The following is a 23,206-nucleotide window of genomic DNA, read 5'->3' as shown; positions in this document are numbered from 1 at the left end:
CGCGCCCGGCGCATCAGACGGCGAAGAGCAGGAATTCCCGCTCCCACGAACTGATCACGCGCTTGAAGTTTTCATGCTCGGCCCGCTTGACCGCGACGTAGCCCGTGATGAATTTTTGCCCCAGGTATTTCTCGATGGTCTTGCTGTTTTCCATGCGTTCCAGGGCGTCTTCGATGGTCAACGGCAGACGCAGGTTGCGTCGCTCGTAACCACGGCCCACCACCGGCGCGCTCGGGTTATGGCCTTCGACCATGCCGATGTAGCCGCACAACAGGCTGGCGGCAATCGCCAGGTACGGGTTGGCGTCGGCGCCCGGCAGGCGGTTTTCCACGCGGCGGTTCTGCGGGCCGGCATCCGGGACGCGCAGGCCGACAGTGCGATTTTCTTCGCCCCATTCCACGTTCACCGGCGCCGAGGTATCGGGCAGGAAGCGGCGGAACGAGTTCACGTTGGGGGCGAATAAAGGCAGCAATTCAGGGATGAATTTCTGCAGGCCGCCAATGTGGTTGAGGAACAGTTGGCTCATGGTCCCGTCTTCATTGGAGAAGACGTTCTTGCCGGTGGCGATGTCGATGATGCTCTGGTGCAGGTGCATCGCGCTGCCGGGCTCGCCGGTCATGGGCTTGGCCATGAAGGTGGCGGCCACGTCGTGCTTGAGCGCGGCTTCGCGCATGGTGCGCTTGAACACCAGGATCTGGTCGGCCAGGGACAGGGCATCGCCGTGACGGAAGTTGATTTCCATCTGCGCGGTGCCGTCCTCGTGGATCAGGGTGTCGAGGTCCAGTTCCTGCAGTTCGCACCAGTCGTAGACGTCTTCGAACAGCGGGTCGAATTCGTTGGCCGCTTCTATAGAGAAGGACTGGCGACCGGTTTCCGGGCGGCCGGAGCGGCCAATCGGCGGTTGCAGCGGGAAGTCCGGGTCTTCGCAGCGCTTGGTCAGGTAGAACTCCATCTCCGGCGCCACGATGGGCTGCCAGCCGCGGTCGGAATAGAGCTTGAGGACTTTCTTGAGCACGTTGCGCGGCGACAGCTCGATCGGGTTGCCTTGCTTGTCGTAGGTGTCGTGGATCACCTGGGCGGTCGGCTCGATGGCCCACGGCACCAGAAATACCGCGTTCTGGTCGGGGCGGCAGATCATGTCGATGTCGGCCGGGTCGAGCAATTCGTAATAGATGTCGTCTTCGACATAGTCGCCGGTCACGGTCTGCAACAGAACGCTTTCGGGCAGGCGCATGCCTTTTTCGGCAATGAACTTGTTGGTCGGCGAGATCTTGCCCCGGGTAATACCGGTGAGGTCGCCAATCATGCATTCGACTTCTGTGATCTTGTGGTCTTTCAACCAATCGGTGAGCTGGTCGAGGTTGTTACTCATAAATGCCTCTGGGCTGGGTTTCCTGGCATCCATTAAAGGCCAGGCGTTGGTTGACGCAGCATCCGCGTCGTTTTTTCATTCAGGGTAGGAGCTTACCTGCCATTTGCCCATGGGTTGCATTCCTCAGGCCAAAGTTGTGCAGAATCACGATCGGCACAGCGGATGAGGGCAGGTCAGTGGCGTAGGAGATGGCAAAAAGGAGATCGGCCGGGCCGTCAAGAATATTGGCCGGTGCCTGGGCATTCACACGGGGCGAACGAGCTGCGGACAAAGCCTGGCTGGAGCAGGCGCAGACGCCGATTGGCGGCAGGTGAAACATGAAGCACCCCGGTATTATTGCTGTTATGGGTTTGAATCGAGCTTAGCCTTGTTCATTTTTTTACACAACACCCCCGTAAAAAATCCTACACGGCCCGCTCAAGCCTGCAGGTCCCAAGCCCCTCAAACCCAAAAAATCGCCCCAAAACCCCGCAAAAAAGGCTTCGTGGCGCTTTTTTAGGGCAAAAAATGCCTCGCTTGACTTCGGCAGGCCGTTCGGGTTGACTGAAACCAGAAAAGATCAATGATTGATATTTTTAACAACAAAGGTGTTGCATCATGTCGGTACCCCCGCGTGCCGTTCAGCTTAACGAAGCGAACGCGTTCCTTAAGGATCATCCTGAGGTTCTGTACGTAGACCTTCTAATTGCGGATATGAATGGTGTGGTGCGCGGTAAGCGCATCGAACGCACCAGCCTCCACAAGGTTTACGAGAAGGGCATTAACCTGCCTGCCTCTTTATTTGCCCTGGATATCAACGGCTCTACGGTGGAAAGCACCGGCCTGGGCCTGGACATCGGTGATGCTGACCGAATCTGTTATCCAATCCCCGACACCCTGTGCAATGAACCCTGGCAAAAGCGCCCTACCGCGCAACTGCTGATGACCATGCACGAACTCGAAGGTGAACCTTTCTTCGCCGATCCGCGCGAAGTGCTCCGCCAAGTTGTTACCAAGTTTGACGACCTCGGTCTGACCATCTGCGCCGCCTTCGAGCTTGAGTTCTACCTGATCGACCAGGAGAACGTGAACGGCCGCCCGCAACCGCCCCGCTCGCCGATCTCCGGCAAACGCCCGCACTCGACACAGGTCTACCTGATCGACGACCTCGACGAATACGTCGATTGCCTCCAGGACATTCTGGAAGGCGCCAAAGAGCAAGGCATCCCGGCGGACGCCATCGTCAAGGAAAGTGCCCCGGCGCAGTTCGAAGTGAACCTGCACCACGTCGCCGACCCGATCAAGGCCTGCGACTACGCGGTACTGCTCAAGCGCCTGATCAAGAACATCGCCTATGACCATGAGATGGACACCACCTTCATGGCCAAGCCTTACCCAGGCCAGGCAGGCAACGGGCTGCACGTACACATCTCCATTCTGGACAAGGACGGCAAGAACATCTTTGCCAGCGAGGATCCCGAGCAGAACGCCGCATTGCGTCACGCGATCGGCGGTGTGCTGGAGACCCTACCCGCCCAAATGGCGTTTCTGTGCCCCAACGTCAACTCCTACCGTCGTTTCGGCGCACAGTTCTACGTGCCGAACTCACCGTGCTGGGGCCTGGATAACCGCACCGTGGCGATTCGCGTACCGACTGGCTCGTCCGATGCCGTGCGTATCGAACACCGCGTGGCAGGCGCCGATGCCAACCCTTACCTGCTGATGGCCTCGGTATTGGCGGGCGTGCACCACGGCCTGACCAACAAGATCGAGCCGAACGCTCCGGTGGAAGGCAACAGCTACGAGCAGAACGAGCAAAGCCTGCCGAACAACCTGCGCGATGCCCTGCGCGAGTTGGACGACAGCGAGGTGATGGCCAAGTACATCGATCCTAAATACATCGATATCTTCGTCGCCTGTAAGGAAAGTGAGCTGGAGGAGTTTGAACACTCCATCTCCGACCTTGAGTACAACTGGTACCTGCATACCGTGTAAGCGGTGGTAGCTGTCGAAGGAACGCCGCTGGCTTTGGTCCGCGGCGTTTTTTTATGGGTTTATTTTGGGAAACCGGGTTGGCCTCATCGCAGGCAAGCCAGCTCCCACAGTGGATCGCATTTCAAGGCTTGAACTCGGTCAAATGTGGGAGCTGGCTTGCCTGCGATAGCGGCCTGGCAGACAACACAACCTTCCTGCTCATACAATGCCCGCTGCCTTGTAGGAGACATCCATGACCACCCGCCCCGCCACTGTTCGCAAACCCCGCGCCCGCAGCCAGGCCCGGATCGATGCGATCCTCGACGCCGCCCGCACCTTGCTGGCCGCCGAAGGCGTGGCCAGTTTGTCGATCTACAGCGTGGCCGAACGGGCACAGATTCCGCCGTCGTCGGTGTACCACTTTTTCGCCAGTGTGCCGGCATTGCTGGAGGCGTTGACCGCTGACATTCACGCGGCCTTTCGCGCCGCCATCCAGGCGCCCATCGAGCATGAATCTCTCAAGCATTGGCGCGACCTGTCCTACATCGTTGAACAACGCATGCTCAGCATCTACAGCAACGATGCCGCGGCGCGCCAGTTGATCCTGGCCCAGCACGGGTTGACCGAAGTGACCCAGGCCGATCGCCAGCATGATCTGGAATTGGGCGACTTGATGCTGGCGGTGTTCAATCGCCACTTTGAAGTGCCAACGCTACCGAGCGATGTGGATGTGTTTGCCCTGGCGCTGGAGTTGAGCGACCGCGTGTACGCGCGCTCGGTGCATCAGCATGGGCTGATTACGCCGCGCATGGCGGAGGAAGGGATGCGGGTGTTTGATGCGTATGTGGGGCTTTATTTGCCGGCCTACCTGCCCAAGCGCTGATCGTTCCCACGCTCTGCGTGGGAATACATCCCGTGACGCTCTGCGTCACCTTTGGCACAGCGGGACGCGGAGCGCCCCAGGCGGCATTCCCACGCAGAGCGTGGGAACGATCAGGACAGTGCCAATCACAACTTGGCAATCGACACCTCAGTGGACTTCACAAAAGCAATCACTTCACTGCCGATCACCAGCTCCAACTCCTTGACCGAACGGGTGGTGATCACCGAAGTGACAATGCCGGACGCGGTCTGCACGTCAATTTCCGACAGCACATCGCCGACCACGATTTCCTTGATGGTGCCTTTGAACTGGTTACGCACGTTGATGGCTTTAATCGTCATGATGTTTTTCCTGTGTGAGTTATTGAGCCCAACGCAATTGCGTCGGCAGCGGTGAAACAGGTTCGGGTTCCGGTGGAGAACCGGGGAGCGACAGCACGCGGTTGAGTACTTCGGCTTCCAGCGCGGCCAGGCGGTGTGAACCACGGGCCCGTGGGCGTGGCAGGTCGATGGTCAGGTCGAGGCCGATTTCGCCGTTTTCAATCAGAATCACGCGGTCGGCAATCGCCACGGCTTCGCTGACGTCGTGGGTCACCAGCAACACCGTGAAACCGTGCTTGCGCCACAGGTTTTCGATCAGTTGCTGCATCTCGATGCGGGTCAGGGCATCCAGTGCGCCCAGCGGCTCATCAAGCAGCAACAGGCGCGGCTGATGGATCAACGCCCGTGCGAGTGCCACGCGCTGTTTCTGGCCGCCGGACAACGCCGCCGGCCATTCATTGGCGCGCTCGGCCAGGCCGACCGCTTCCAGGGCTTCCAGCGCTTTGGGGCGCCAGTCGCCCTTGAGGCCCAGGCCGACGTTATCGATGATCTTTTTCCAGGGCAGCAAGCGCGCTTCCTGGAACATCAACCGTGTATCTTCAATCGCCTCGTGCAGCGGCGCGGAGCCGGCCAGCAGCTCGCCGCCACTGGCTTTGTCCAGCCCCGCCAACAGGCGCAGCAAGGTACTTTTGCCGCAACCACTGCGGCCGACCACGGCCACGAACTGCCCTGCGGGAATATGCAGGTCGATCTCTTTGAGCACTTCGCGGGTACCAAAGGCCTTGCGCAATTTGCGCACCGCCAACGGGATACCCTTCAACAAGCGCGGAGGTTGTTGAGCGGTCATGCTGCACCTCCTTTGACTTGATACGCCGGGTGCCAGCGCAGCCACACACGTTCCAGCCCACGGGCTGCCAGGTCGGCCAGTTTGCCGAGGATGGCGTACATGACGATGGCCAGCACCACCACGTCGGTTTGCAGGAATTCACGGGCATTCATCGCCAGGTAACCGATGCCGGAACTGGCCGAGATGGTTTCTGCCACGATCAGCGTCAGCCACATGAAGCCCAGGGCAAAGCGCACCCCCACCAGGATCGACGGCAGCGCGCCCGGCAAGATCACTTGCCAGAACAGGCTGAAACCGGACAAGCCATAGCTGCGCGACATCTCTACCAGCGCCGGGTCGACATTGCGGATGCCGTGGTAAGTGTTCAGGTAGATCGGGAACAAGGTGCCCAGGGCCACCAGGAAAATCTTCGCGGTCTCATCAATGCCGAACCACAGGATCACCAGCGGAATCAGCGCCAGGTGCGGCACGTTGCGGATCATCTGCACGGAGCTGTCGAGCAAGCGTTCGCCCCACTTCGACAAGCCGGTGATAAAGCGCAGGGCCAGACCGATGCTGCCACCGATCACAAAGCCCAGGCCGGCGCGCCAGCCGCTGATGGCCAGGTGAGTCCAGATTTCGCCGCTGACCACCAGGTTCACCCCGGCTTCGATCACCGCACTCGGCGCTGGCAGAATGCGCGTCGACAACCAACCCGCCGACACCGACAACTGCCACACCGCCAGCAATAAGATCGGCAGCACCCAGGGCGCCACGCGATGGCTGATTTTTTCTAAGTCCATAACGGCGCCTCAGCTCTGCGACGCAGCTTTGGGAAGGATGTCGTTGGCGACCATCTCGCCGAACGGGCTGACGTAGCCGGCGCTTTTGGGCAGCTCGGGACGTTCGATATCCAGGTGCGGGAACAACAGCTCGGCGACCCGATACGACTCTTCCAGATGTGGATAACCGGAGAAGATAAAGGTATCGATACCCAGGTCCGCGTACTCCTTGACCCGCGCCGCAACCGTTGGGCCATCGCCCACCAGCGCCGTCCCTGCGCCGCCACGCACCAGGCCGACGCCGGCCCACAGGTTGGGGCTGACTTCCAGGTTGTCACGGCTACCGCCATGCAAGGCTGCCATGCGTTGCTGGCCCACCGAATCGAAACGCGCCAAAGACGCCTGGGCGCGGGCGATGGTCTCGTCGTCCAGGTGGGAGATCAGTTTGTCGGCGGCTTTCCAGGCTTCGTCGTTGGTTTCGCGCACGATCACGTGCAAGCGAATACCGAAGCGCACCGTGCGCCCCAGCTTTGCGGCTTTGGCGCGTACCTGCGCGATCTTTTCCGCGACGGCTGCCGGCGGCTCGCCCCAGGTCAGCACCATCTCCACCTGTTCGGCCGCCAGGTCCTGGGCGGCGTCGGAGGAACCGCCGAAATACAGTGGCGGGCGTGGCTGCTGAATCGGCGGGTAGAGCAATTTGGCGCCTTTGACGCTGATGTGCTCGCCGTCGTAGTCCACGGTCTCGCCTTCCAAGACACGGCGCCAGATGCGGGTGAATTCCACCGACGCCTGGTAGCGTTCTTCATGGCTCAAGAACAAACCGTCGCCAGCCAGTTCTTCCGGATCGCCACCGGTGACCAGGTTGAACAGCGCACGACCGCCAGACAAGCGATCCAGAGTCGCGGCCTGACGCGCGGCCACGGTCGGGGAGATGATCCCGGGGCGCAGGGCAACCAAAAATTTCAAGCGCTGGGTCACGGGGATCAGCGAGGCTGCCACCAACCACGAGTCTTCGCAGGAGCGACCCGTAGGGATCAACACCCCGCCGAAACCCAGGCGGTCGGCAGCCTGGGCCACTTGTTGCAGGTAACCGTGGTCGACAGCGCGGGCGCCTTCGGCGGTGCCAAGGTAATGACCGTCGCCGTGGGTGGGCAGGAACCAGAAAATATTGAGGCTCATGGAGTTGTCTCCTGAATGAAGTCAGATTACGGCGCTTTGGCAACCGCGGCGGGTGGCGTCCAGATCACGTCCTTGATGCTCAAGGGCTTGGGGATCAATTTGAGTTGGTAGAAGCTGTCGGCGATTTTCTGCTGGGCGGCGACCACTTCCGGGGTCAAAAACAGCGCGCCATAGCCCTGGCGTTTCACCGAAGTGAGGGTGATATCTGCCGGCAGGCCGAGCAGTGGGGCGACCTGCTCAGTCACTTCCTGCGGGTTGGCCTTGGACCATTCGCCTACCGCACGCACCTCTTCCACCAACGCCTTGATCACTTGCGGGTGTTGCTCGGCGTAGGGCTTGGTGGCCAGGTAAAACTGATGGTTGTCGGCAATCCCGGTGCCGTCTCGCAGGGTGCGCGCTTGCAGTTGCTTCTCGGCGGCGGCCTGGTAGGGGTCCCAGATCACCCAGGCGTCCACGCTGCCACGCTCGAACGCGGCACGGGCATCGGCGGGCGGCAGGAACACGGTCTTCACGTCGGTGTAGTTGAGGCCGGCGTCTTCCAGGGCACGCACCAGCAGGTAGTGCACGTTGGAGCCTTTGTTGAGCACGACCTTTTTACCCTTGAGTTCGGCCACCGATTTGATCGGCGAGTCCTTGGGCACCAGGATCGCTTCGCTGGTAGGCGCGGGTGGTTCGTAGGCGACATAGAGCAGATCGGCGCCAGCCGCCTGGGCGAACACCGGTGGGGTTTCGCCGGTAACGCCGAAGTCGATGGAGCCGACGTTCAGGCCCTCGAGCAATTGCGGGCCACCGGGAAACTCGGTCCACTGCACCTGCACACCTTGGGCGGCCAGGCGTTTTTCCAGGGTGCCCTTGGCCTTGAGCAGCACCAGGGTGCCGTACTTCTGATAACCGATCCGCAAGGTCTCGGCGGCGTGGGCTTGAACGATGGCGCCGAAGGACACAGCCGCAGCAAAGAGTGCGACCAGACCACGACGCAAGATGACAGTGCGCATGGCGCTCTCTCCAACTGTGCGATTAGGGTTTTGGCTGCACCTGCTTGGCCGTTGTCGGCTGAGTAAGGTGAGGGTTTCCAGCTTTTCGGGGTGAGGCTCAGATGCTCCAGCGAGCACTCAACAAACGTTCATTCAATACGTCAGGGTCCAGCGGTTTTGGCCGGCGCGCCATGGCGCTGTAGAGCTGCTCCAGGGCTTCGTGCAAACGTTGCTCGAGTACCGGCACCAACTGCGCCTGTACGCTGCCTTCGCCATAGGCGATCTGGCTGTCTTCGGCAAAAATACCGTGGAGCAATTCCTGAGCCTTGAGCGCCGACAGCACCGGCTTCAGGGCGTAGTCCACCGCCAGCATGTGGGCGATGCTGCCGCCGGTCGCCATCGGCAGCACCACCTTATGGGCCAACGCACGCTCCGGCAGCAGGTCCAGTAGGGTCTTCAACGCCCCGGAAAACGACGCCTTGTACACCGGCGTGGCGATCACCAGGCCGTCGGCATTGGCGACTTGTTGCAGCAGGTCAATGACCTTGGGGCTGTCGAAGCGTGCGTGCAGCAAGTCTTCAGCCGGGAAGTCCCGTACCTGGTAACTCACCACTTCCACGCCCTGCTGTTGCAGCCACTGACGAGTTTTATCCAGCAAGACCCCAGAGCGGGAACGCTGGCTGGGACTGCCTCCAAGTGTTACGACCAGCATGCAGGAGATTCCTTGAGCAAGTGTCGGCGGTTCGCTGTGCGGCGATGGCGCCAAGATGGGATAGACCTTATCAGCAGATTTATATATCTATAAATCTTATTTATTCATTTGTTTATTCCACAAATGCATAAGTGTTTAATCAATCGCCAGGCGAAAAAAAAGGCCGTCGAAACGGCCTGAAAACCCCTGCTGTGTGAGACGGTTTGCAACTTGATGCCTTTGCTGTTCATGAGGCCACCATCGCGGGCAAGCCCGGCTCCCACAGGGGAATGCGGTCAACTGTGGGAGCCGGGCTTGCCCGCGATGGCGATATTCGCCTTAACGATTGGGTTGTGGGGTAAGACGCAGGTACGGCTTCACCGCGCGATAGCCCTTGGGAAAGCGTTTCTTGATCTCTTCCTCGTCCTTTAGCGACGGCACGATCACCACTTCATCCCCATCCTGCCAGTTGGCCGGCGTCGCCACCTTGTGGTTGTCGGTCAGTTGCAGGGAATCGATCACCCGCAGGATTTCATGGAAGTTACGCCCGGTACTGGCCGGATAGGTGATGGTCAGGCGGATCTTCTTGTTCGGGTCGATCACGAACAAGGAGCGCACGGTGAGGGTATCGCTGGCATTCGGGTGGATCAGGTCGTAGAGGTCCGAGACCTTGCGGTCTGCATCGGCCAGGATCGGAAAGTTGACCACGGTGTTCTGGGTCTCGTTGATGTCTTCGATCCACTTGTGGTGCGAGTCCACCGGGTCTACTGACAGGGCGATGGCCTTGACCCCACGCTTGGCGAATTCATCCTTGAGCTTGGCGGTGAAGCCCAGTTCGGTGGTGCACACCGGCGTGAAGTCCGCCGGGTGGGAAAACAACACTCCCCAGCTGTCGCCCAGCCATTCATGGAAACGAATCTTGCCGGCGCTGGAATCCTGTTCGAAGTCGGGGGCGATGTCGCCCAGTCTTAGGCTCATGGTATGGCTCCTGGTGAGTGCTTATGGAGCCCACTGTGCATGGATTTCTGCTGATTTAAAAAGAATAAATATCGATTTATCTAGACGATAAAGGAATATTAAAAATCAGTTCATTGGACTTGGGAACGGCCTGAGGCCAACATCGCTTTCAAGGTTCGAGAAGGCCTTGAGACGCTGCAAAAAAGAGGGGTTCAGGAAGGGCTTGCGGGGGTTGAGCCCGACTTGAACAGCAAGACACCTTGCCCGGCATTGCGCCGGGCAAGGTTTTACAGTCTTACAACAGCGGGATCGAGTAGCTGACGATCAAGCGGTTTTCGTCCTGGTTACGCGCGCTGGCGATGTCGCTGCGCCACATAGCGTTTTTCCACGCTACGCCGACGTTCTTCAGCGGACCTTCCGGTACAACGTAGGCAACAGTGATGTCACGTTCCCACTCGGACTGGCCGGTGAACTCGGTACGGTTGCTGGAGACGGTGTCGATATGGTCGCCCTTCAGGTAAACCACACCCGCGGTCAGGCCAGGTACGCCGACTTTGGCGAAGTCGTAGGAGTAGCGAGCTTGCCAGGTACGCTCGCCGGCACGGGCGAACTTCTGGATCTGCATGTCGGTGGTGATGTAAGCCGACGAGCCGTCACCCTGGTTCAGCCAAGGGAAGTCGCTGCTGCCGTTGCTGACCTGATAACCGCCACCAAAAGTGTGACCGGCTACCGAGTACAGGAACAGGCCGCTGTACAGGTTGTTGTCGACTTTGCCACGGCCGGAGTTCACGCCGCCGTAGTTGCCCGTCGAGAAGTAAGCGGACTGGTTGCCGTTGTTACCATCGTCGGAGCTGTTGAAGTAGCGCAGGTCAGACTTCAGCACGCCCGGGCCGATAGCCCAGTTGTGGGTCAGGCCCAGGAAGTGTTGCTTGTAGAAATCTTCCAGGTTGCCGTAGTAGTACTGGGCGGTCAGATCCTTGGTGATCTTGTAGTCGCCACCGGCGTAGTAGAACTTGTTGCTCGAACGCCAGTTCACGCCACGGCTGTTGGCGCCGGAGATGGACAGGCTTTCGTTGTTGCTGGAGTTACGGCCCTTGGCTTTTTCGATCTGGCCGGCAACCAGGGTCAGGTCCTTGATGTCGCTGGAGGTGATCTGGCCACCCTGGAAGGTCTGCGGCAGCATACGACCATCGTTGGTGACGATGACCGGCAGCTTAGGCTGCAAGGTACCCAACTTCAGTTCGGTCTGGGAGATCTTGGCCTTGGCGGTCAGGCCCAGGCTCGAGTAGTTATCAACGGCTTCGCCATTGGACTTGCTCGGGAAGATGGTGCCGCCGTAGGAGCTGGCAGTCGCGCCGTTGGTGCCGCCGCCCGAATCCAGGCGAACGCCCAACAGGCCGATAGCGTCGAGACCGAAGCCAACAGTGCCTTGGGTGTAACCGGAGATGAAACGCAGATCGAAGCCTTGGCCCCATTCTTCGTTGCGGCTCGGGTTGGCCGTGCCTTCGCGGTTATCGGTGTTGATGTAGAAGTTACGCAGGCCCAGTGTGGCCTTGCTGTCTTCGATGAAACCGGCAGCGCCTGCTTGCTGGGCGATTGCGCCCAACGTTACAGCCACAGCCAAGGTGGACTTCTTCATGTACCGCTCCTCTCATTTCTAATTTTTGTATTTCTTTGGTCTCGGGTCTGACGCCCTCGATCCACAGATGCGCGATTAGCGCCAGATAGTGACTACCAAGTCAATCGTAACCTTGTGTGTCTACTACCTTCGTCTAATCGCAGTTGATTTGGTCCCTGCAGGGTAATGAGTTTTTCATACACCCAAAAAGAATTATTTCATTCTTTTTCATACGATCCAGGAATAAGTCTTTCCGTGAAGCTGGCCGGTCAGGATAGACGCGCCGCTCCATAAGCTAATTCCTAAAGGGTATTTACTGGTGCCTTTTTAGATCGATTAGTGTGGTCGTACGGTTGCATACGTCACTCACGATCAAAAAGGCGACGCCATCATGGCCAAACGCACATCCTCCCGTCAATTTGTTACAGTTTTTGTATCGCTATTACTTTCTTTTGGTGTCAACGCCGCCGACCTGACGGTGGGCTACCAGACCGGCATCGATCCCAGCAAGGTTCCCCAGGCCGACGGCCTGTACGAAAAAGCCATCGGCGAAAAAATCGCCTGGCGCCGCTTCAACAGCGGGCCAGAGGTGGTCACGGCCATCGCTTCGGGTGATGTACAAATCGGCAACCTCGGCTCCAGCCCGCTTGCGGCGGCGGCGTCGCGCAACCTGCCGATTGTGGCGTTTATCGTATCGGCACAGATCAACGCTTCTGAAGCCCTGGTGGTGCGCAACGGCAGTGGCATCGACAACCCTCAAGACCTGATCGGCAAAACCATCGCCACCCCGTTCGTCTCGACCTCCCATTACAGCCTGCTCGGCGCGCTGAAACACTGGGGGTTGAACACCCAGCAAGTCAAAGTGGTGAACTTGCAGCCAGCCGAAATCGCCGCCGCTTGGAAGCGCGGCGATATTGATGGGGCTTTCGTGTGGTCGCCGGCCCTGGGCGAAATCCGCAAGACCGGCAAGACCCTGACAGACGCGGCGCAGGTGGGCCAATGGGGCGCGCCGACGTTTGAGGTGTGGGTGGCGCGCAAGGATTTCGCGGAAAAACATCCTGACGTAGTGGCCAGGTTCGCCAAGGTCACCCTGGATGCTTTTGCCGACTATGCCGCCCACAAAGACAGCTGGACGGTGGATTCCGAGCCGGTGCAAAAAATCGCCAAATTGACAGGTTCCAATGCCGACGACATTCCGGAGCTGTTGGCGGGCACAACGTTTCCGGATGCGCGGGCACAGCAAACCGCTGCGTTGCTCAAGGGCGGCACGGCGAAGGCGATTGGGGAGACGGCGAAGTTCTTGAAGGAACAGGGGAAGGTGGAGACGGTGCTGCCGGATTATTCGGCCTACGTGACCGATAAATTCATCCCAGAATAAAAGCGCGGTCCAGTGTGGGAGCTGGCTTGCCTGCGATGCCAGCAACTCGGTCCTTCAGATAAACCGAGGCGCCGCTATCGCAGGCAAGCCAGCTCCCACACAGAGCAGTAATCTTTTACAGGGCCTTTTCGAAGATCTTGGAGTTGCGCTGATAGTTGTACAGCGACGCCCGCGCCGACGGCAGGCGGTCTACGCTGCTCGGCACAAAGCCGCGTTCGCGGAACCAGTGGGCCGTACGGGTGGTGAGTACAAAGAGGGTTTTCAAGCCCTGGGCGCGCGCCCGGGTCTGGATGCGTTCGAGCAACACATCGCCGCGCGCGCCGTGGCGGTACTCCGGGTTCACTGCCAGGCACGCCAGCTCCCCCGCATCCGAATCCGCAATCTGATACAGCGCTGCGCAGGCGATGATCATGCCTTCGCGCTCGACCACGCTGAACTGTTCGATCTCACGCTCCAGCACTTCCCGCGAGCGGCGCACCAGAATGCCCTGCTCTTCCAGCGGGCTGATCAGATCCAGCAAACCGCCGACGTCTTCAATCGCCGCTTCGCGCACCAGTTCGAATTGCTCCTGGGCCACCAGCGTACCGCCGCCGTCGCGGGTGAACAGTTCAGTGAGCAAGGCGCCATCTTCGGCGTAACTGACGATATGGCTGCGCCCTACTCCACCGCGGCAGGCTTCAGCAGCGGCATCGAGCAGTTCGGCTTGATAGTTGCTGCCCAGGCGTTGCAGGTGCGCAGGCACTTGTTGTGGGCGCAATTCACGCACCAGGCGACCGTTCTCATCGATCAGACCGGGATCGGCGCCGAACAGCAGCAACTTGTCGGCACCCAGGTCGATGGCGGCGCGGGTGGCGACGTCTTCGCAGGCCAGGTTGAAGATCTCGCCGGTAGGCGAATACCCCAGGGGCGACAGCAGCACGATGGAGCGTTCGTCCAACAGGCGGTTGATACCCTTGCGATCGACCCGGCGCACTTCGCCGGTGTGGTGGTAGTCCACGCCTTCCAGCACGCCGATTGGCCGCGCGGTAACCAGGTTGCCGCTGGCCACACGCAGGCGCGAGCCCTGCATCGGCGAGGACGCCATGTCCATGGACAAGCGCGCCTCAATGGCAATGCGCAGATGGCCAACCGCGTCGATCACACATTCCAGCGTCGCGGCATCGGTGATGCGCAAGCCTTCGTGGTAAGCCGGGGTAAGGCCGCGTGCTTCAAGGCGGGTTTCGATTTGCGGGCGCGAGCCGTGCACCAGCACCAGGCGCACACCCAGGCTGTGAAGCAGCACCAGGTCGTGGACGATATTGCCGAAGTTGGGGTGGTCCACACCATCGCCGGGCAGCATGACCACAAAGGTGCAGTCGCGGTGGGCGTTGATGTAGGGCGAAGCGTGACGAAGCCAATTGACGTATTCGGGCATAACACCTGGGCCTGTAATAAAAAGCAGCCAAATAAAGGATCAATCGTGAAAGCGCACAGCGGCTGATGGTTATCGTCGGAACAGGCTTGGCGACACGCTCACTCTCCTTATGTACGAATGGGCAAGGGTTAATTTATGCAGGTTTCAGGCAGTAGTGTTCGATCAGTTCCCGCAATAGACGCACTGTAGGCGTCAAGCGTGACATTTCAAGGTATTCGCCCGGCTGGTGGGCGCAGGCAATGTCGCCAGGGCCGAGCACCAGGGTTTCGCAACCGAGGCGCTGAAGATAAGGCGCTTCGGTGCCGAACGCTACTGCTTCGGCACGATGACCGGTCAAACGTTCCGCCACCCGCACCAACTCGGCGTCTTCGGGCTGCTCAAAGGGTGGCACTGCGGGGAACAACGGCGCGTAGTCGATCTTGACCTTATGCCGCTCGGCCACGGGTTCGAGCTTCTGGCGAATCGCGGCGCGCAGCACCTCGGGGTCCATGCCCGGCAGGGGTCGCAGGTCGAACTCCAGGGAGCACTGGCCACAGATGCGGTTGGGGTTGTCGCCGCCGTGAATGCAGCCGAAGTTCATGGTCGGCTGCGGCACGCTGAATTGCGCGTTGCGGTACTCGCGCTGCCAGGCCAGGCGCAGGCCGCGCAACTCGCCAATAGCGTCATGCATGGCTTCCAGCGCGCTGTGGCCCAAGCTTGGGTCCGACGAGTGGCCGCTGCGCCCGAGGATGTCGATGCGCTCCATCATCACGCCTTTGTGCAGGCGGATCGGCTTGAGCCCGGTCGGCTCGCCGATCACAGCTGCGCGACCCAGCGGGCGCCCCGCCTCGGCCAGCGCACGGGCACCGGACATGGAGCTTTCCTCGTCACAAGTGGCAAGAATCAACAGCGGCTGCTTGAAGGGTTGGTCGAGCAGCGGCAACACCGCTTCGATGATCAGGGCGAAGAAACCCTTCATGTCACAGCTGCCCAGCCCTACCCAGCGGCCATCGACTTCCGTCAGCTTGAGCGGGTCGGTTTTCCACAGCGCCGCGTCATACGGCACGGTATCGCTATGCCCCGCCAGCACCAGGCCACCGGGGCCGCTGCCGAAGCTGGCCAACAGGTTGAATTTGCCGGGGCTGACGTGTTGGATATCGATGGCAAAGCCCAGATCGCCCAGCCAAGCGGCGAGCAGGTCGATCACCGGGCGGTTGCTCTGGTCGAGAGACGCCTGGGTGCAACTCACCGACGGCGCGGCGATCAAGGCGGCGAACTGCTCTTTCATGGACGGTAACGGCATGCGCGGTCTCCCAACTTCCCGGATGAACCTCACTATAGAGGCATCTGTGCAACACAATAAACCGTTGCGGCGCGTTGCCGGGCTCAGTCCTGTACACTGCACGACCTTGGCAGCCACACTTTTCCCCGGCTGCGCTCCCGATCCTGGATTTTCCGGCCATGCAGAAAGAAACCGAAATCAAGCTACGCGTCAGCCGCGAAACACTCGCCGCGCTGCGTGAGCACCCGTTACTGAAAAAACGCAACAAAAGTGGCTGGGAACGCCGTGAGTTGATGAACCAGTACTTCGATACCCCCGAGCGCGACCTGGCCCAGGCCAAGGTTGCCCTGCGCCTGCGCAAGGACGGTGACGACATCATCCAGACCCTCAAGACCCGCGGCCAAAGCGTCGCCGGCTTGTCGGAACGCAACGAATACAACTGGGACCTGCCCAAAGCCAAGCTCGACGTGAAGAAACTCGATGGCGAGTGCTGGCCCGAGCAACTGGCCGAGCTGGACAAAAAGACCCTCAAGCCGATCTTCACCACCGACTTCGTGCGTGAACGCGCCGAGATCGCTTGGGGCCGTGGCAAGGCCAAGGTGGTGATCGAAGCCGCCCTGGACCTGGGCCACGTGGTGGTCGGCAAGCAGAAAGAAGAAATCTGCGAACTGGAGCTGGAATTGCGCGAAGGCGAACCGGCTGCCCTGCTGGAATTGGCTGCCGAGCTGGCCGCGACCCTGGCCCTGATGCCGTGCGACATCAGCAAGGCCGAACGCGGCTACCGCCTGTATGACGCCAGTAGCTATTCCCTGAGCTTGCCGGCGCCACAGATCCACGCCGAAATGCCATTGGACGACGCCTTCGCCGCGATCCTGTGGTACCTGCTGGGCAGCAGCCAGCGCCTGGCCGAGCAATACCGCTTCAATGGCCACTGGCGCCTGCTGCAAGACTGGGTCGAGAACCTCGGTGAATTGCGCGCCCTGATCGGCAGCCTCGGCCAGGCCGCGCCGCGCCAATCCACCAGCGAACTGCGCAGCGCCCTGGATGCGTTGCTGGAAGACTGGCGCCCGCTGGTCCAGGCCGGTGACGACGATGAAGACATCCGCAAAGCCGCGCCAGAGCAGTTCATCGAAGAGCTGCAAGACGTGCGGTGGGGCCTGTTCTCACTCAACCTCTCGCGCTGGTTGTTGGCTCGCACCTGGACAGCCGAACGTAACGTGCGTGGCAACCGCCAGGGCGCTGCGCAAATCACCAACTGGCTGCCACGCCTGCTGGCCGACGACGCCGTCGCCCTGCAACTGCAGCGCTACCAGCAACAGCCGGAAGACCTGGCCGAGCAACTGCCGCGCATCGAACGCATCCAGGCCTGGCTGCACCATGCGCGCCAGGTGGTGGACATTCCTGAACTGGACCGCTTGTACGGCGAGCTGAACAAGCTGGCACACCTGGCCAACCAGCCGATTACCGATGAATCGCTGGATGCGCGTATGCACCAGGCGATTGCGGTGTATCAGAACCGTGCCTGGAAGACCCTTCTGCGCCTGTAATACCGCTATCGCGGGCAAGCCCGCTCCCACATTTCCTGTGGGAGCGGGCTTGCCCGCGATGAGGCCCTCCCTGTCAGCGCAATACTGGCAGGCTGGTGGTGGACTTGATTTCCGACAGCGCCACAATCGAGTTGACCTCTTGGATGCCCGGCACCATCGACAACTTCTCGAAGAAGAACCGCTCGTACGCCTCGATATCCGAGGTGACGATACGCAGCAGAAAATCCACCGCTCCCATCAGCACGTAGCACTCCAACACTTCCGGAAAACCGCGAATCGCCTCGGTGAACTCAGTGAAATTGGAGCGACCGTGGGCGTTGAGTTTGACCTCGGCGAAAATCTGCGTGTTGAGCCCGATTTTCTTGCGGTCCAGCAGGGTGACCTGGCCGCGGATCACGCCCTCTTCCTTGAGCCGCTGAATGCGCCGCCAGCATGGCGACTGCGACAGGCCGACCTGCTCGGCAATCTGTGCGCTGGAGAGCGAGGCGTCCTCTTGCAGCAAGGCCAGGATGCGGCGGTCGTAGGCGTCCAACTCACTGTGCATAAACGTACCCGTTAATAGGCTGATCTTGAATTGATTGAGTCGATTTATCGCCAAACAGGCTCATCTTAGATAAGAAAACTCCCGAGGCGAATGTAAAAATTCCTCCAGTCGAATTTGGAGAGTCAGCATGCACGCCGTCGAAACCGCCTACCCTGCCACCCGCGTCGATGCGTGGGCGGCCAATAGCAGCCACTGCCGGGCGCACTATCACATCGTCGCCGAGGCCGAACCGGACGTGCTGTGCCGGGTGCTCAACTACTTCGCGCTGCAATTGCTCACGCCCACCCAGGTCAGCGCGAACCGGGAAGCCGACCTACTGAGCATCGATATCGTGATGACCGGCCTGAGCTGGCACCGCGCCCAGGTGATCGGTGAAAAGATTCGAAACCTGGTCAGCGTCTGCACCCTGGAGCTGTGGTCGGCTGATTCCGAGCGGCCCCAAGCGTTGGCGGCGATGGCGCAGTAAAAACCTGCAATACACGCGCAGGCAGGATCTTCAGCGGCTCGCTAGCCTGGGATTACACCCAAGCCGCCCAGGAAAACCTGCATGCCCGTCGCCGCTCACGATCACCCCTTGGAACTGCAGCAATTGTTGCCGGCGTTGGTCGAGCAAGGGCTGATCACGGCGCAGGCGGCGCAAAAGGTGGTGCCAGCGCCCGCCAGCCAGCACCCCCTGGAATGCATCGCAGCCCAGGGCCCTTGCCTGGAGACCTTGACCCAATGGCTGGCCCGGCAGGTCGGCCAGCCTTACCTGCACATCGACCCGTTGAAGATCGATGTGGCAGCCGTGGTGCCCTTGATGTCCCACGCCTTTGCCCAGCGCCACGGCATTCTTGCAGTCGCCGTGGATGCCCGCAGCGTAACGGTCGCCAGTGCCCAACCCCATATCACCGCCTGGGAAGCCGGGCTGTCCCAGGTGCTCAAACGCACGATCAAGCGCGTGGTTGCCAACCCCCAGGATATCCAACGCTGTATCAACGAATTTTACCGCTTGGCCAAGTCCGTCAGCGGCGCGGATCAAAAGATGACGGCGCCTGGCAATGTCGACTTGCTCAGCCTCGGCGCCAGTGACAAGGAGCCGGATGCCAACGACGCGCATATCGTCAACATTGTCGACTGGCTGCTGCAATACGCCTTTGGCCAACGAGCCAGCGATATCCATATCGAGCCCTGCCGCGACCAGGGTCGGATGCGCTTTCGCATTGATGGGCTGCTGCATGACGTCTATCAATTTCCCCCGCAGGTCACCATGGCCGTGGTCAGCCGCCTGAAAAGCCTGGGGCGAATGAACGTGGCCGAAAAACGCAAACCCCAGGATGGCCGCGTCAAAACCAGGAACCCTGCGGGTGTCGAAGTGGAATTGCGGCTTTCCACACTGCCCACGGCATTCGGCGAAAAACTGGTGATGCGAATTTTCGACCCACAGGTGCTGCTCAAGGACTTTGACCAGTTGGGTTTGTCCGACGCCGACCAGCAACGCTGGCACGCCATGACGCAACGCACCCACGGCATCATCCTCGTCACCGGCCCGACCGGCTCAGGCAAGACCAGCACCCTCTACACCACCCTCAGGCAACTGGCGACCCGTGAGGTCAACCTGTGCACGGTGGAAGACCCGATTGAAATGGTCGAGCCGGCCTTCAACCAGATGCAAGTCCAGCACAACATCGACCTCACGTTCGCCAGCGGCATCCGCGCCCTGCTGCGCCAGGACCCGGACATCATCATGATCGGCGAAATCCGCGACCAGGAAACCGCAGAGATGGCTATCCAGGCCGCGCTGACGGGGCACTTGGTGCTCTCGACCCTACATACCAACGATGCGCCCAGCGCCATCAGCCGCCTGCAGGAACTGGGCATTGCTCACTATTTGATCAAAGCCACGCTCATAGGCGTGATGGCGCAGCGCTTGGTGCGGGTTCTGTGCAGCCACTGCAAGCGCCCCGTGGGCCAGGAGGACGCTGGCGGCTTTGATGCTGTCGGCTGTGCGCAATGCCGTGACAGCGGTTATCGAGGCCGGGCCGGGCTGTATGAAATCATGCTCATGGACCCAGCCCTCCAGGCGCTGGTCACCCCGGGTGCGGACGTACAAGCCCTGCGCCGTGGGGCACTGGCGCAGGGCATGAGCAGCCTGCGCATGGCCGGCATCGAGAAAGTGAAAGCCGGCCTGACCACGATGACGGAGGTGTTGCGGGTCACGCCAGGGGATTCAGAAACAAATCCTTTGTTTGTTGGGCCATGAAACCGTCTTTATCCGTGACCAGACCGTTACAATCGGCCTAATGTCGTTCACTGACACCTCCAGATAGGGAATCGCTATGCAGATCGGAACCGTACTGCTTCTTTTCGTGGGCTTGGCCATCGCCATCCTGTTCATGGGGTTCAAAGTGGTGCCCCAGGGCTACCAATGGACCGTCGAGCGTTTCGGCCGCTACACCAACACCCTCAAGCCTGGCCTGAATATCATCATCCCGGTGATGGACCGTATCGGCCGCAAGATCAACGTGATGGAAAGCGTGCTGGATATCCCGCCTCAAGAAGTCATCACCGCCGACAATGCCACCGTGCAGATCGATGCCGTGTGCTTCTTCCAGGTGGTCAACACCGCCCAGGCCGCCTATGAGGTCAACAACCTCGAACATGCTATCCGCAACCTGCTGCAGACCAATATCCGCACCGTACTCGGCTCCATGGAGCTGGACGCCATGCTGAGCCAGCGTGACGGCATCAACGAAAAACTCCTGCGCACCGTGGATGAAGCTACCGCGCCGTGGGGCATCAAGATCACCCGTATCGAGATCAAGGACATCAGCCCGCCCGCCGACCTGATGGCCGCCATGTCCGGCCAAATGAAAGCCGAGCGGATCAAGCGTGCACAGATCCTCGAAGCCGAGGGCCTGCGGGCGTCGGCGATCCTGACAGCGGAAGGCAAGAAGCAGGCGCAGATCCTCGAGGCCGAAGGTAGCCGTCAGGCCGCGTTCCTGGAGTCCGAGGCGCGCGAGCGCCAGGCCGAAGCCGAAGCGCGGGCGACACAAGTGGTGTCCGAAGCCATTGCGTCGGGCAATGTGCAGGCGGTGAACTACTTCGTCGCGCAAAAATACATCGACGCCCTGGGCAAGCTGGCGTCGGCCAACAACAGCAAGGTCATCCTGATGCCGCTGGAAGCCAGCCAGGTGATTGGCGCCGTGGGCGGTATCGGCGAAATCGTCAAGGCAACCTTCGGCAACCAGAAAGGCTGAGGCCAACACCATGTGGGACTTTTTGCTGCATTTGTCGTTCTGGGACTGGTTGGCACTGGGCACCGTGCTGTTGATTCTCGAGGTGTTCGGTGCCGGAGGCTACCTGCTCTGGATGGGCATCGCCGCCGCAGCCGTGGGCGTGATCAAGTTCCTGTTCCCACCGCTGGGGCTGGAATGGCAACTGCTGCTGTTTGCGGTGTTGTCGATACTGACCGCCGTGTACTGGTGGAAACGCCAACGCAGCAGTGCCAAGGCCAGCGATCAACCGGGGTTGAATGAGCGCGGTTCAGAGTTGGTCGGGCGCACTTTCGTGGTGCATCAAGCCATTGTGGATGGTCGCGGCAAGGTCAAAGTCGGCGATGGCGTATGGATGGTCACCGGTGTCGACGCCCCCGTGGGCGCTCAAGTCCGCGTGGTTGGCCAGGATGGGGTGATTTTGAAGGTTGAAACTGTTTAGTCAGTGATGGAACTGGATCGGCTTAACTACAATCAAAACGTACAGATAACCCACCGGAGTCACCCATCATGCGTCTCAAATATGCTGTCGCAACCCTCGCTGTGCTTTCCCTACCTGTCGGCTCAGCCATGGCCGATAGCTTCTGGCGTAATGTCATCTCGTCGGGCGCCACCACTGGCTCGACTTACCTGACGTTCAAGGACCACAAGCTGGTGGTCGCCGCCCAAGACGACGCCGGCAGCTTCGTCGCCAGCGACGGCGGCATTCGCGGCCCGTACCTGGAAGCGGCCATGCAGAAGGTCCGCGCCGATAACCCTGGCCTTCAAGCCACCGATATGGAACTGGCTAACGCCATCCTGGCGAAGAATGCTGTAACCGAGTAACAACTGCCCTCATAAAAAATGCCGCTTTCTCAAGCGGCATTTTTTTGCCTGCTGCATGACGAATCGTTCATGGATGACAGGCTATATTCAGTCTCAGCATGCAACCATGCCCTACTGACACGTCTATTTTAATTGCCTACCTGAAACGGATGCCTTCTTCGTCATGAGCCAACAGCCCTTCCTGCCGTTTTCCAAACCGACCATTGATGAAGCCACCATCTCGGCGGTCGGCGATGTTCTGCGTTCCGGCTGGATCACCAGCGGGCCGAAGGTGCAGGCGTTCGAAGCACAGTTGTCGGAGTATTTTGGCGGACGTCCGGTGCGCACCTTCAACTCGGGCACCTGCACCATGGAGATCGCCTTGCGCATCGCCGGGATCGGGCCTGGAGATGAAGTTATCACCACGCCCATCTCCTGGGTTGCCACGGCCAACGTGATTCTCGAAGTCGGCGCCACTCCCGTCTTCGCCGACATCGACCCGGTGACGCGCAATATCGATCTGGCTCAGGTAGAAGCCGCGATTACCCCGCGCACCAAGGCGATCATCCCCGTCTACCTGGCCGGCTTGCCCCTGGATATGCCGATGCTCTATGCGCTGGCCAACAAGTACAACCTGCGCATTGTCGAAGATGCTGCCCAGGCCCTGGGTTCCAGCTGGGATGGAGAACGCATCGGCGCAACCGGCGACTTCGTGTCCTTCAGCTTCCAGGCGAACAAGAACATCACGTCGTCCGAAGGCGGCTGCCTGGTGTTGAACAATGCCGAGGAGGCCCGTCTGGCAGAGAAGTACCGCCTGCAAGGCGTCACCCGCAGCGGCTTCGATGGCCTGGATGTGGATGTGCTGGGTGGCAAGTTCAACATGACCGACATTGCCGCCGCCATCGGCCTGGGGCAATTTGCGCACATCGAGAAGATCACCGCCCATCGTCAGAACCTGGCACGGCACTACTTCAAATGCTTTGGCAGCGATTTCGAAGCCCAATACGGCGCGCAACTGCCGCCGGCCGACTTCGAAAACAGCAACTGGCACCTGTTCCAACTGGTATTGCCGGAGCGCCAGGATGGCCTGCCAGCCCGCGCGACGTTCATGGAACAGATGCAGGCCCACGGCGTGGGTATCGGCTATCACTACCCGCCGATCCACCTGCTGAGCCTGTATCGGGCACAGGGTTTCAAGGAAGGCATGTTCCCGGTGGCAGAGCGTGTTGGGCGTTTGATTGTGTCGTTGCCAATGTTCACGGCGATGACAGAGGCGGATGTGGAGCGGACTGTAGCGGCGGTTAAAGCTGTATTGAAAAGAGACTGATCACAACAAATCAACTGTGGGAGCTGGCTTGCCTGCGATGCTGGCACCTCGGTGTATCGGTGATACCCGGGTGATCCAATCGCAGGCAAGCCAGCTCCCACATTGATTTGTGTCGTTGTAAC

Annotated in this window: 23 protein-coding genes; 10 read left to right on the top strand and 13 right to left on the bottom strand. The window is 60.3% G+C overall.

Going from position 1 to position 23,206, the window contains the following annotated elements; all coding sequences use genetic code 11:
• Nucleotides 1–13 precede the first annotated feature (13 nt).
• Together GIW04_RS05440 and GIW04_RS05435 are read right to left on the bottom strand one after the other, a co-directional pair.
• Nucleotides 14–1,372: a glutamine synthetase family protein gene (locus GIW04_RS05440; RefSeq protein ID WP_003195249.1), complete on the bottom strand. Its 1,359-nt coding sequence runs from the start codon at nucleotides 1,370–1,372 to the stop codon at nucleotides 14–16.
• A gap of 79 nt (nucleotides 1,373–1,451) precedes the next feature.
• Nucleotides 1,452–1,691, bottom strand: a complete 240-nt coding sequence (locus GIW04_RS05435) for a hypothetical protein (RefSeq protein ID WP_080765515.1) — start codon at nucleotides 1,689–1,691, stop codon at nucleotides 1,452–1,454.
• 278 nt (nucleotides 1,692–1,969) lie between these two features.
• Between GIW04_RS05435 and GIW04_RS05430 the strand changes: the two genes are divergently transcribed.
• Nucleotides 1,970–3,346 carry a glutamine synthetase family protein gene (locus GIW04_RS05430; protein WP_003195252.1) on the top strand — a complete coding sequence of 459 codons (1,377 nt, stop codon included), beginning with the start codon at nucleotides 1,970–1,972 and terminating at the stop codon, nucleotides 3,344–3,346.
• A 232-nt stretch (nucleotides 3,347–3,578) separates the two neighbouring features.
• Nucleotides 3,579–4,208: a TetR/AcrR family transcriptional regulator gene (locus GIW04_RS05425; protein ID WP_003195254.1), complete on the top strand. Its 630-nt coding sequence runs from the start codon at nucleotides 3,579–3,581 to the stop codon at nucleotides 4,206–4,208.
• A gap of 125 nt (nucleotides 4,209–4,333) precedes the next feature.
• Here the strand turns inward: GIW04_RS05425 and GIW04_RS05420 are convergent, their stop codons facing one another.
• From GIW04_RS05420 to GIW04_RS05385, 8 genes are all read right to left on the bottom strand, one after another.
• On the bottom strand, nucleotides 4,334–4,549 hold the full coding sequence (locus GIW04_RS05420) for a TOBE domain-containing protein (protein WP_003176783.1): 216 nt from the start codon (nucleotides 4,547–4,549) through the stop codon (nucleotides 4,334–4,336).
• 19 nt (nucleotides 4,550–4,568) lie between these two features.
• Complete coding sequence (ssuB, locus tag GIW04_RS05415; protein ID WP_003195256.1) at nucleotides 4,569–5,375, bottom strand: aliphatic sulfonates ABC transporter ATP-binding protein; 807 nt, start codon at nucleotides 5,373–5,375, stop codon at nucleotides 4,569–4,571.
• Nucleotides 5,372–6,157 (bottom strand): aliphatic sulfonate ABC transporter permease SsuC, encoded by a 786-nt coding sequence (ssuC, locus tag GIW04_RS05410; protein ID WP_120247483.1) that lies wholly within the window; start codon nucleotides 6,155–6,157, stop codon nucleotides 5,372–5,374. The genes ssuB and ssuC overlap by 4 nt, the downstream gene beginning before the upstream one ends.
• Before the next feature lie 9 nt (nucleotides 6,158–6,166).
• On the bottom strand, nucleotides 6,167–7,315 hold the full coding sequence (gene ssuD, locus GIW04_RS05405; protein ID WP_120247482.1) for an FMNH2-dependent alkanesulfonate monooxygenase: 1,149 nt from the start codon (nucleotides 7,313–7,315) through the stop codon (nucleotides 6,167–6,169).
• A gap of 26 nt (nucleotides 7,316–7,341) precedes the next feature.
• Nucleotides 7,342–8,310, bottom strand: coding sequence for a sulfonate ABC transporter substrate-binding protein (locus GIW04_RS05400; RefSeq protein WP_034134016.1), 969 nt, complete (start codon nucleotides 8,308–8,310; stop codon nucleotides 7,342–7,344).
• A 97-nt stretch (nucleotides 8,311–8,407) separates the two neighbouring features.
• A complete protein-coding gene (gene ssuE / locus GIW04_RS05395; RefSeq protein ID WP_003195265.1) occupies nucleotides 8,408–9,001 on the bottom strand; it encodes an NADPH-dependent FMN reductase in 594 nt (197 codons plus the stop codon).
• A 318-nt stretch (nucleotides 9,002–9,319) separates the two neighbouring features.
• A complete protein-coding gene (locus tag GIW04_RS05390) occupies nucleotides 9,320–9,958 on the bottom strand; it encodes a peroxiredoxin (protein ID WP_003195267.1) in 639 nt (212 codons plus the stop codon).
• 274 nt (nucleotides 9,959–10,232) lie between these two features.
• Nucleotides 10,233–11,576 (bottom strand): OprD family porin, encoded by a 1,344-nt coding sequence (locus GIW04_RS05385; RefSeq protein ID WP_034134017.1) that lies wholly within the window; start codon nucleotides 11,574–11,576, stop codon nucleotides 10,233–10,235.
• 370 nt (nucleotides 11,577–11,946) lie between these two features.
• Here GIW04_RS05385 and tauA point away from each other — a divergent pair, with 370 nt between their 5' ends.
• Nucleotides 11,947–12,933: a taurine ABC transporter substrate-binding protein gene (tauA, locus tag GIW04_RS05380; RefSeq protein ID WP_120247481.1), complete on the top strand. Its 987-nt coding sequence runs from the start codon at nucleotides 11,947–11,949 to the stop codon at nucleotides 12,931–12,933.
• 115 nt (nucleotides 12,934–13,048) lie between these two features.
• Here the strand turns inward: tauA and argA are convergent, their stop codons facing one another.
• Together argA and argE are read right to left on the bottom strand one after the other, a co-directional pair.
• The gene (gene argA / locus GIW04_RS05375; RefSeq protein ID WP_003195273.1) at nucleotides 13,049–14,347 is read right to left on the bottom strand and encodes an amino-acid N-acetyltransferase; all 1,299 of its coding nucleotides are present in this window, start codon (nucleotides 14,345–14,347) and stop codon (nucleotides 13,049–13,051) included.
• 133 nt (nucleotides 14,348–14,480) lie between these two features.
• On the bottom strand, nucleotides 14,481–15,629 hold the full coding sequence (gene argE / locus GIW04_RS05370; RefSeq protein WP_003195275.1) for an acetylornithine deacetylase: 1,149 nt from the start codon (nucleotides 15,627–15,629) through the stop codon (nucleotides 14,481–14,483).
• A gap of 158 nt (nucleotides 15,630–15,787) precedes the next feature.
• Here argE and GIW04_RS05365 point away from each other — a divergent pair, with 158 nt between their 5' ends.
• Complete coding sequence (locus GIW04_RS05365; protein WP_034134019.1) at nucleotides 15,788–17,155, top strand: CYTH domain-containing protein; 1,368 nt, start codon at nucleotides 15,788–15,790, stop codon at nucleotides 17,153–17,155.
• Nucleotides 17,156–17,228: 73 nt separating this feature from the next.
• Here GIW04_RS05365 and GIW04_RS05360 read toward each other — a convergent pair whose 3' ends face one another.
• Nucleotides 17,229–17,699, bottom strand: coding sequence for an Lrp/AsnC family transcriptional regulator (locus GIW04_RS05360; RefSeq protein ID WP_003195279.1), 471 nt, complete (start codon nucleotides 17,697–17,699; stop codon nucleotides 17,229–17,231).
• Between the two features lie 127 nt (nucleotides 17,700–17,826).
• On the opposite strand from GIW04_RS05360, the gene GIW04_RS05355 reads away from it, so the two are divergent.
• From GIW04_RS05355 to GIW04_RS05330, 6 genes are all read left to right on the top strand, one after another.
• Nucleotides 17,827–18,165 carry a hypothetical protein gene (locus tag GIW04_RS05355; RefSeq protein ID WP_094773949.1) on the top strand — a complete coding sequence of 113 codons (339 nt, stop codon included), beginning with the start codon at nucleotides 17,827–17,829 and terminating at the stop codon, nucleotides 18,163–18,165.
• An 81-nt stretch (nucleotides 18,166–18,246) separates the two neighbouring features.
• Nucleotides 18,247–19,941 (top strand): GspE/PulE family protein, encoded by a 1,695-nt coding sequence (locus GIW04_RS05350; protein ID WP_120247480.1) that lies wholly within the window; start codon nucleotides 18,247–18,249, stop codon nucleotides 19,939–19,941.
• 76 nt (nucleotides 19,942–20,017) lie between these two features.
• Entirely contained in the window at nucleotides 20,018–20,938 is a 921-nt protein-coding gene (locus GIW04_RS05345) for an SPFH domain-containing protein (protein WP_003195285.1), read from the top strand.
• A gap of 10 nt (nucleotides 20,939–20,948) precedes the next feature.
• Entirely contained in the window at nucleotides 20,949–21,395 is a 447-nt protein-coding gene (locus GIW04_RS05340) for an NfeD family protein (RefSeq protein ID WP_003195289.1), read from the top strand.
• A 68-nt stretch (nucleotides 21,396–21,463) separates the two neighbouring features.
• On the top strand, nucleotides 21,464–21,778 hold the full coding sequence (locus tag GIW04_RS05335; protein WP_003176799.1) for a DUF2388 domain-containing protein: 315 nt from the start codon (nucleotides 21,464–21,466) through the stop codon (nucleotides 21,776–21,778).
• 163 nt (nucleotides 21,779–21,941) lie between these two features.
• Nucleotides 21,942–23,084 (top strand): DegT/DnrJ/EryC1/StrS family aminotransferase, encoded by a 1,143-nt coding sequence (locus GIW04_RS05330; RefSeq protein WP_120247479.1) that lies wholly within the window; start codon nucleotides 21,942–21,944, stop codon nucleotides 23,082–23,084.
• The last annotated feature ends 122 nt before the right edge of the window (nucleotides 23,085–23,206 follow it).

The sequence above is a fragment of the Pseudomonas sp. PA-4-8C genome (genome assembly GCF_021606625.1).
GTDB classification, from domain to species: Bacteria; Pseudomonadota; Gammaproteobacteria; order Pseudomonadales; family Pseudomonadaceae; genus Aquipseudomonas; species Aquipseudomonas lactis.
The sequence above is the reverse complement of the archived record's forward strand: the minus strand, read 5'-3'. Positions and strand labels throughout refer to the sequence as shown.

Coding starts and splice junctions, on each gene's coding strand:
- GIW04_RS05440 (WP_003195249.1), bottom strand. CDS start 1,372: ATGAGTAACAACCTCGACCAGCTCACCGATTGGTTGAAAGACCACAAG.
- GIW04_RS05435 (WP_080765515.1), bottom strand. CDS start 1,691: ATGTTTCACCTGCCGCCAATCGGCGTCTGCGCCTGCTCCAGCCAGGCT.
- GIW04_RS05430 (WP_003195252.1), top strand. CDS start 1,970: ATGTCGGTACCCCCGCGTGCCGTTCAGCTTAACGAAGCGAACGCGTTC.
- GIW04_RS05425 (WP_003195254.1), top strand. CDS start 3,579: ATGACCACCCGCCCCGCCACTGTTCGCAAACCCCGCGCCCGCAGCCAG.
- GIW04_RS05420 (WP_003176783.1), bottom strand. CDS start 4,549: ATGACGATTAAAGCCATCAACGTGCGTAACCAGTTCAAAGGCACCATC.
- ssuB (WP_003195256.1), bottom strand. CDS start 5,375: ATGACCGCTCAACAACCTCCGCGCTTGTTGAAGGGTATCCCGTTGGCG.
- ssuC (WP_120247483.1), bottom strand. CDS start 6,157: ATGGACTTAGAAAAAATCAGCCATCGCGTGGCGCCCTGGGTGCTGCCG.
- ssuD (WP_120247482.1), bottom strand. CDS start 7,315: ATGAGCCTCAATATTTTCTGGTTCCTGCCCACCCACGGCGACGGTCAT.
- GIW04_RS05400 (WP_034134016.1), bottom strand. CDS start 8,310: ATGCGCACTGTCATCTTGCGTCGTGGTCTGGTCGCACTCTTTGCTGCG.
- ssuE (WP_003195265.1), bottom strand. CDS start 9,001: ATGCTGGTCGTAACACTTGGAGGCAGTCCCAGCCAGCGTTCCCGCTCT.
- GIW04_RS05390 (WP_003195267.1), bottom strand. CDS start 9,958: ATGAGCCTAAGACTGGGCGACATCGCCCCCGACTTCGAACAGGATTCC.
- GIW04_RS05385 (WP_034134017.1), bottom strand. CDS start 11,576: ATGAAGAAGTCCACCTTGGCTGTGGCTGTAACGTTGGGCGCAATCGCC.
- tauA (WP_120247481.1), top strand. CDS start 11,947: ATGGCCAAACGCACATCCTCCCGTCAATTTGTTACAGTTTTTGTATCG.
- argA (WP_003195273.1), bottom strand. CDS start 14,347: ATGCCCGAATACGTCAATTGGCTTCGTCACGCTTCGCCCTACATCAAC.
- argE (WP_003195275.1), bottom strand. CDS start 15,629: ATGCCGTTACCGTCCATGAAAGAGCAGTTCGCCGCCTTGATCGCCGCG.
- GIW04_RS05365 (WP_034134019.1), top strand. CDS start 15,788: ATGCAGAAAGAAACCGAAATCAAGCTACGCGTCAGCCGCGAAACACTC.
- GIW04_RS05360 (WP_003195279.1), bottom strand. CDS start 17,699: ATGCACAGTGAGTTGGACGCCTACGACCGCCGCATCCTGGCCTTGCTG.
- GIW04_RS05355 (WP_094773949.1), top strand. CDS start 17,827: ATGCACGCCGTCGAAACCGCCTACCCTGCCACCCGCGTCGATGCGTGG.
- GIW04_RS05350 (WP_120247480.1), top strand. CDS start 18,247: ATGCCCGTCGCCGCTCACGATCACCCCTTGGAACTGCAGCAATTGTTG.
- GIW04_RS05345 (WP_003195285.1), top strand. CDS start 20,018: ATGCAGATCGGAACCGTACTGCTTCTTTTCGTGGGCTTGGCCATCGCC.
- GIW04_RS05340 (WP_003195289.1), top strand. CDS start 20,949: ATGTGGGACTTTTTGCTGCATTTGTCGTTCTGGGACTGGTTGGCACTG.
- GIW04_RS05335 (WP_003176799.1), top strand. CDS start 21,464: ATGCGTCTCAAATATGCTGTCGCAACCCTCGCTGTGCTTTCCCTACCT.
- GIW04_RS05330 (WP_120247479.1), top strand. CDS start 21,942: ATGAGCCAACAGCCCTTCCTGCCGTTTTCCAAACCGACCATTGATGAA.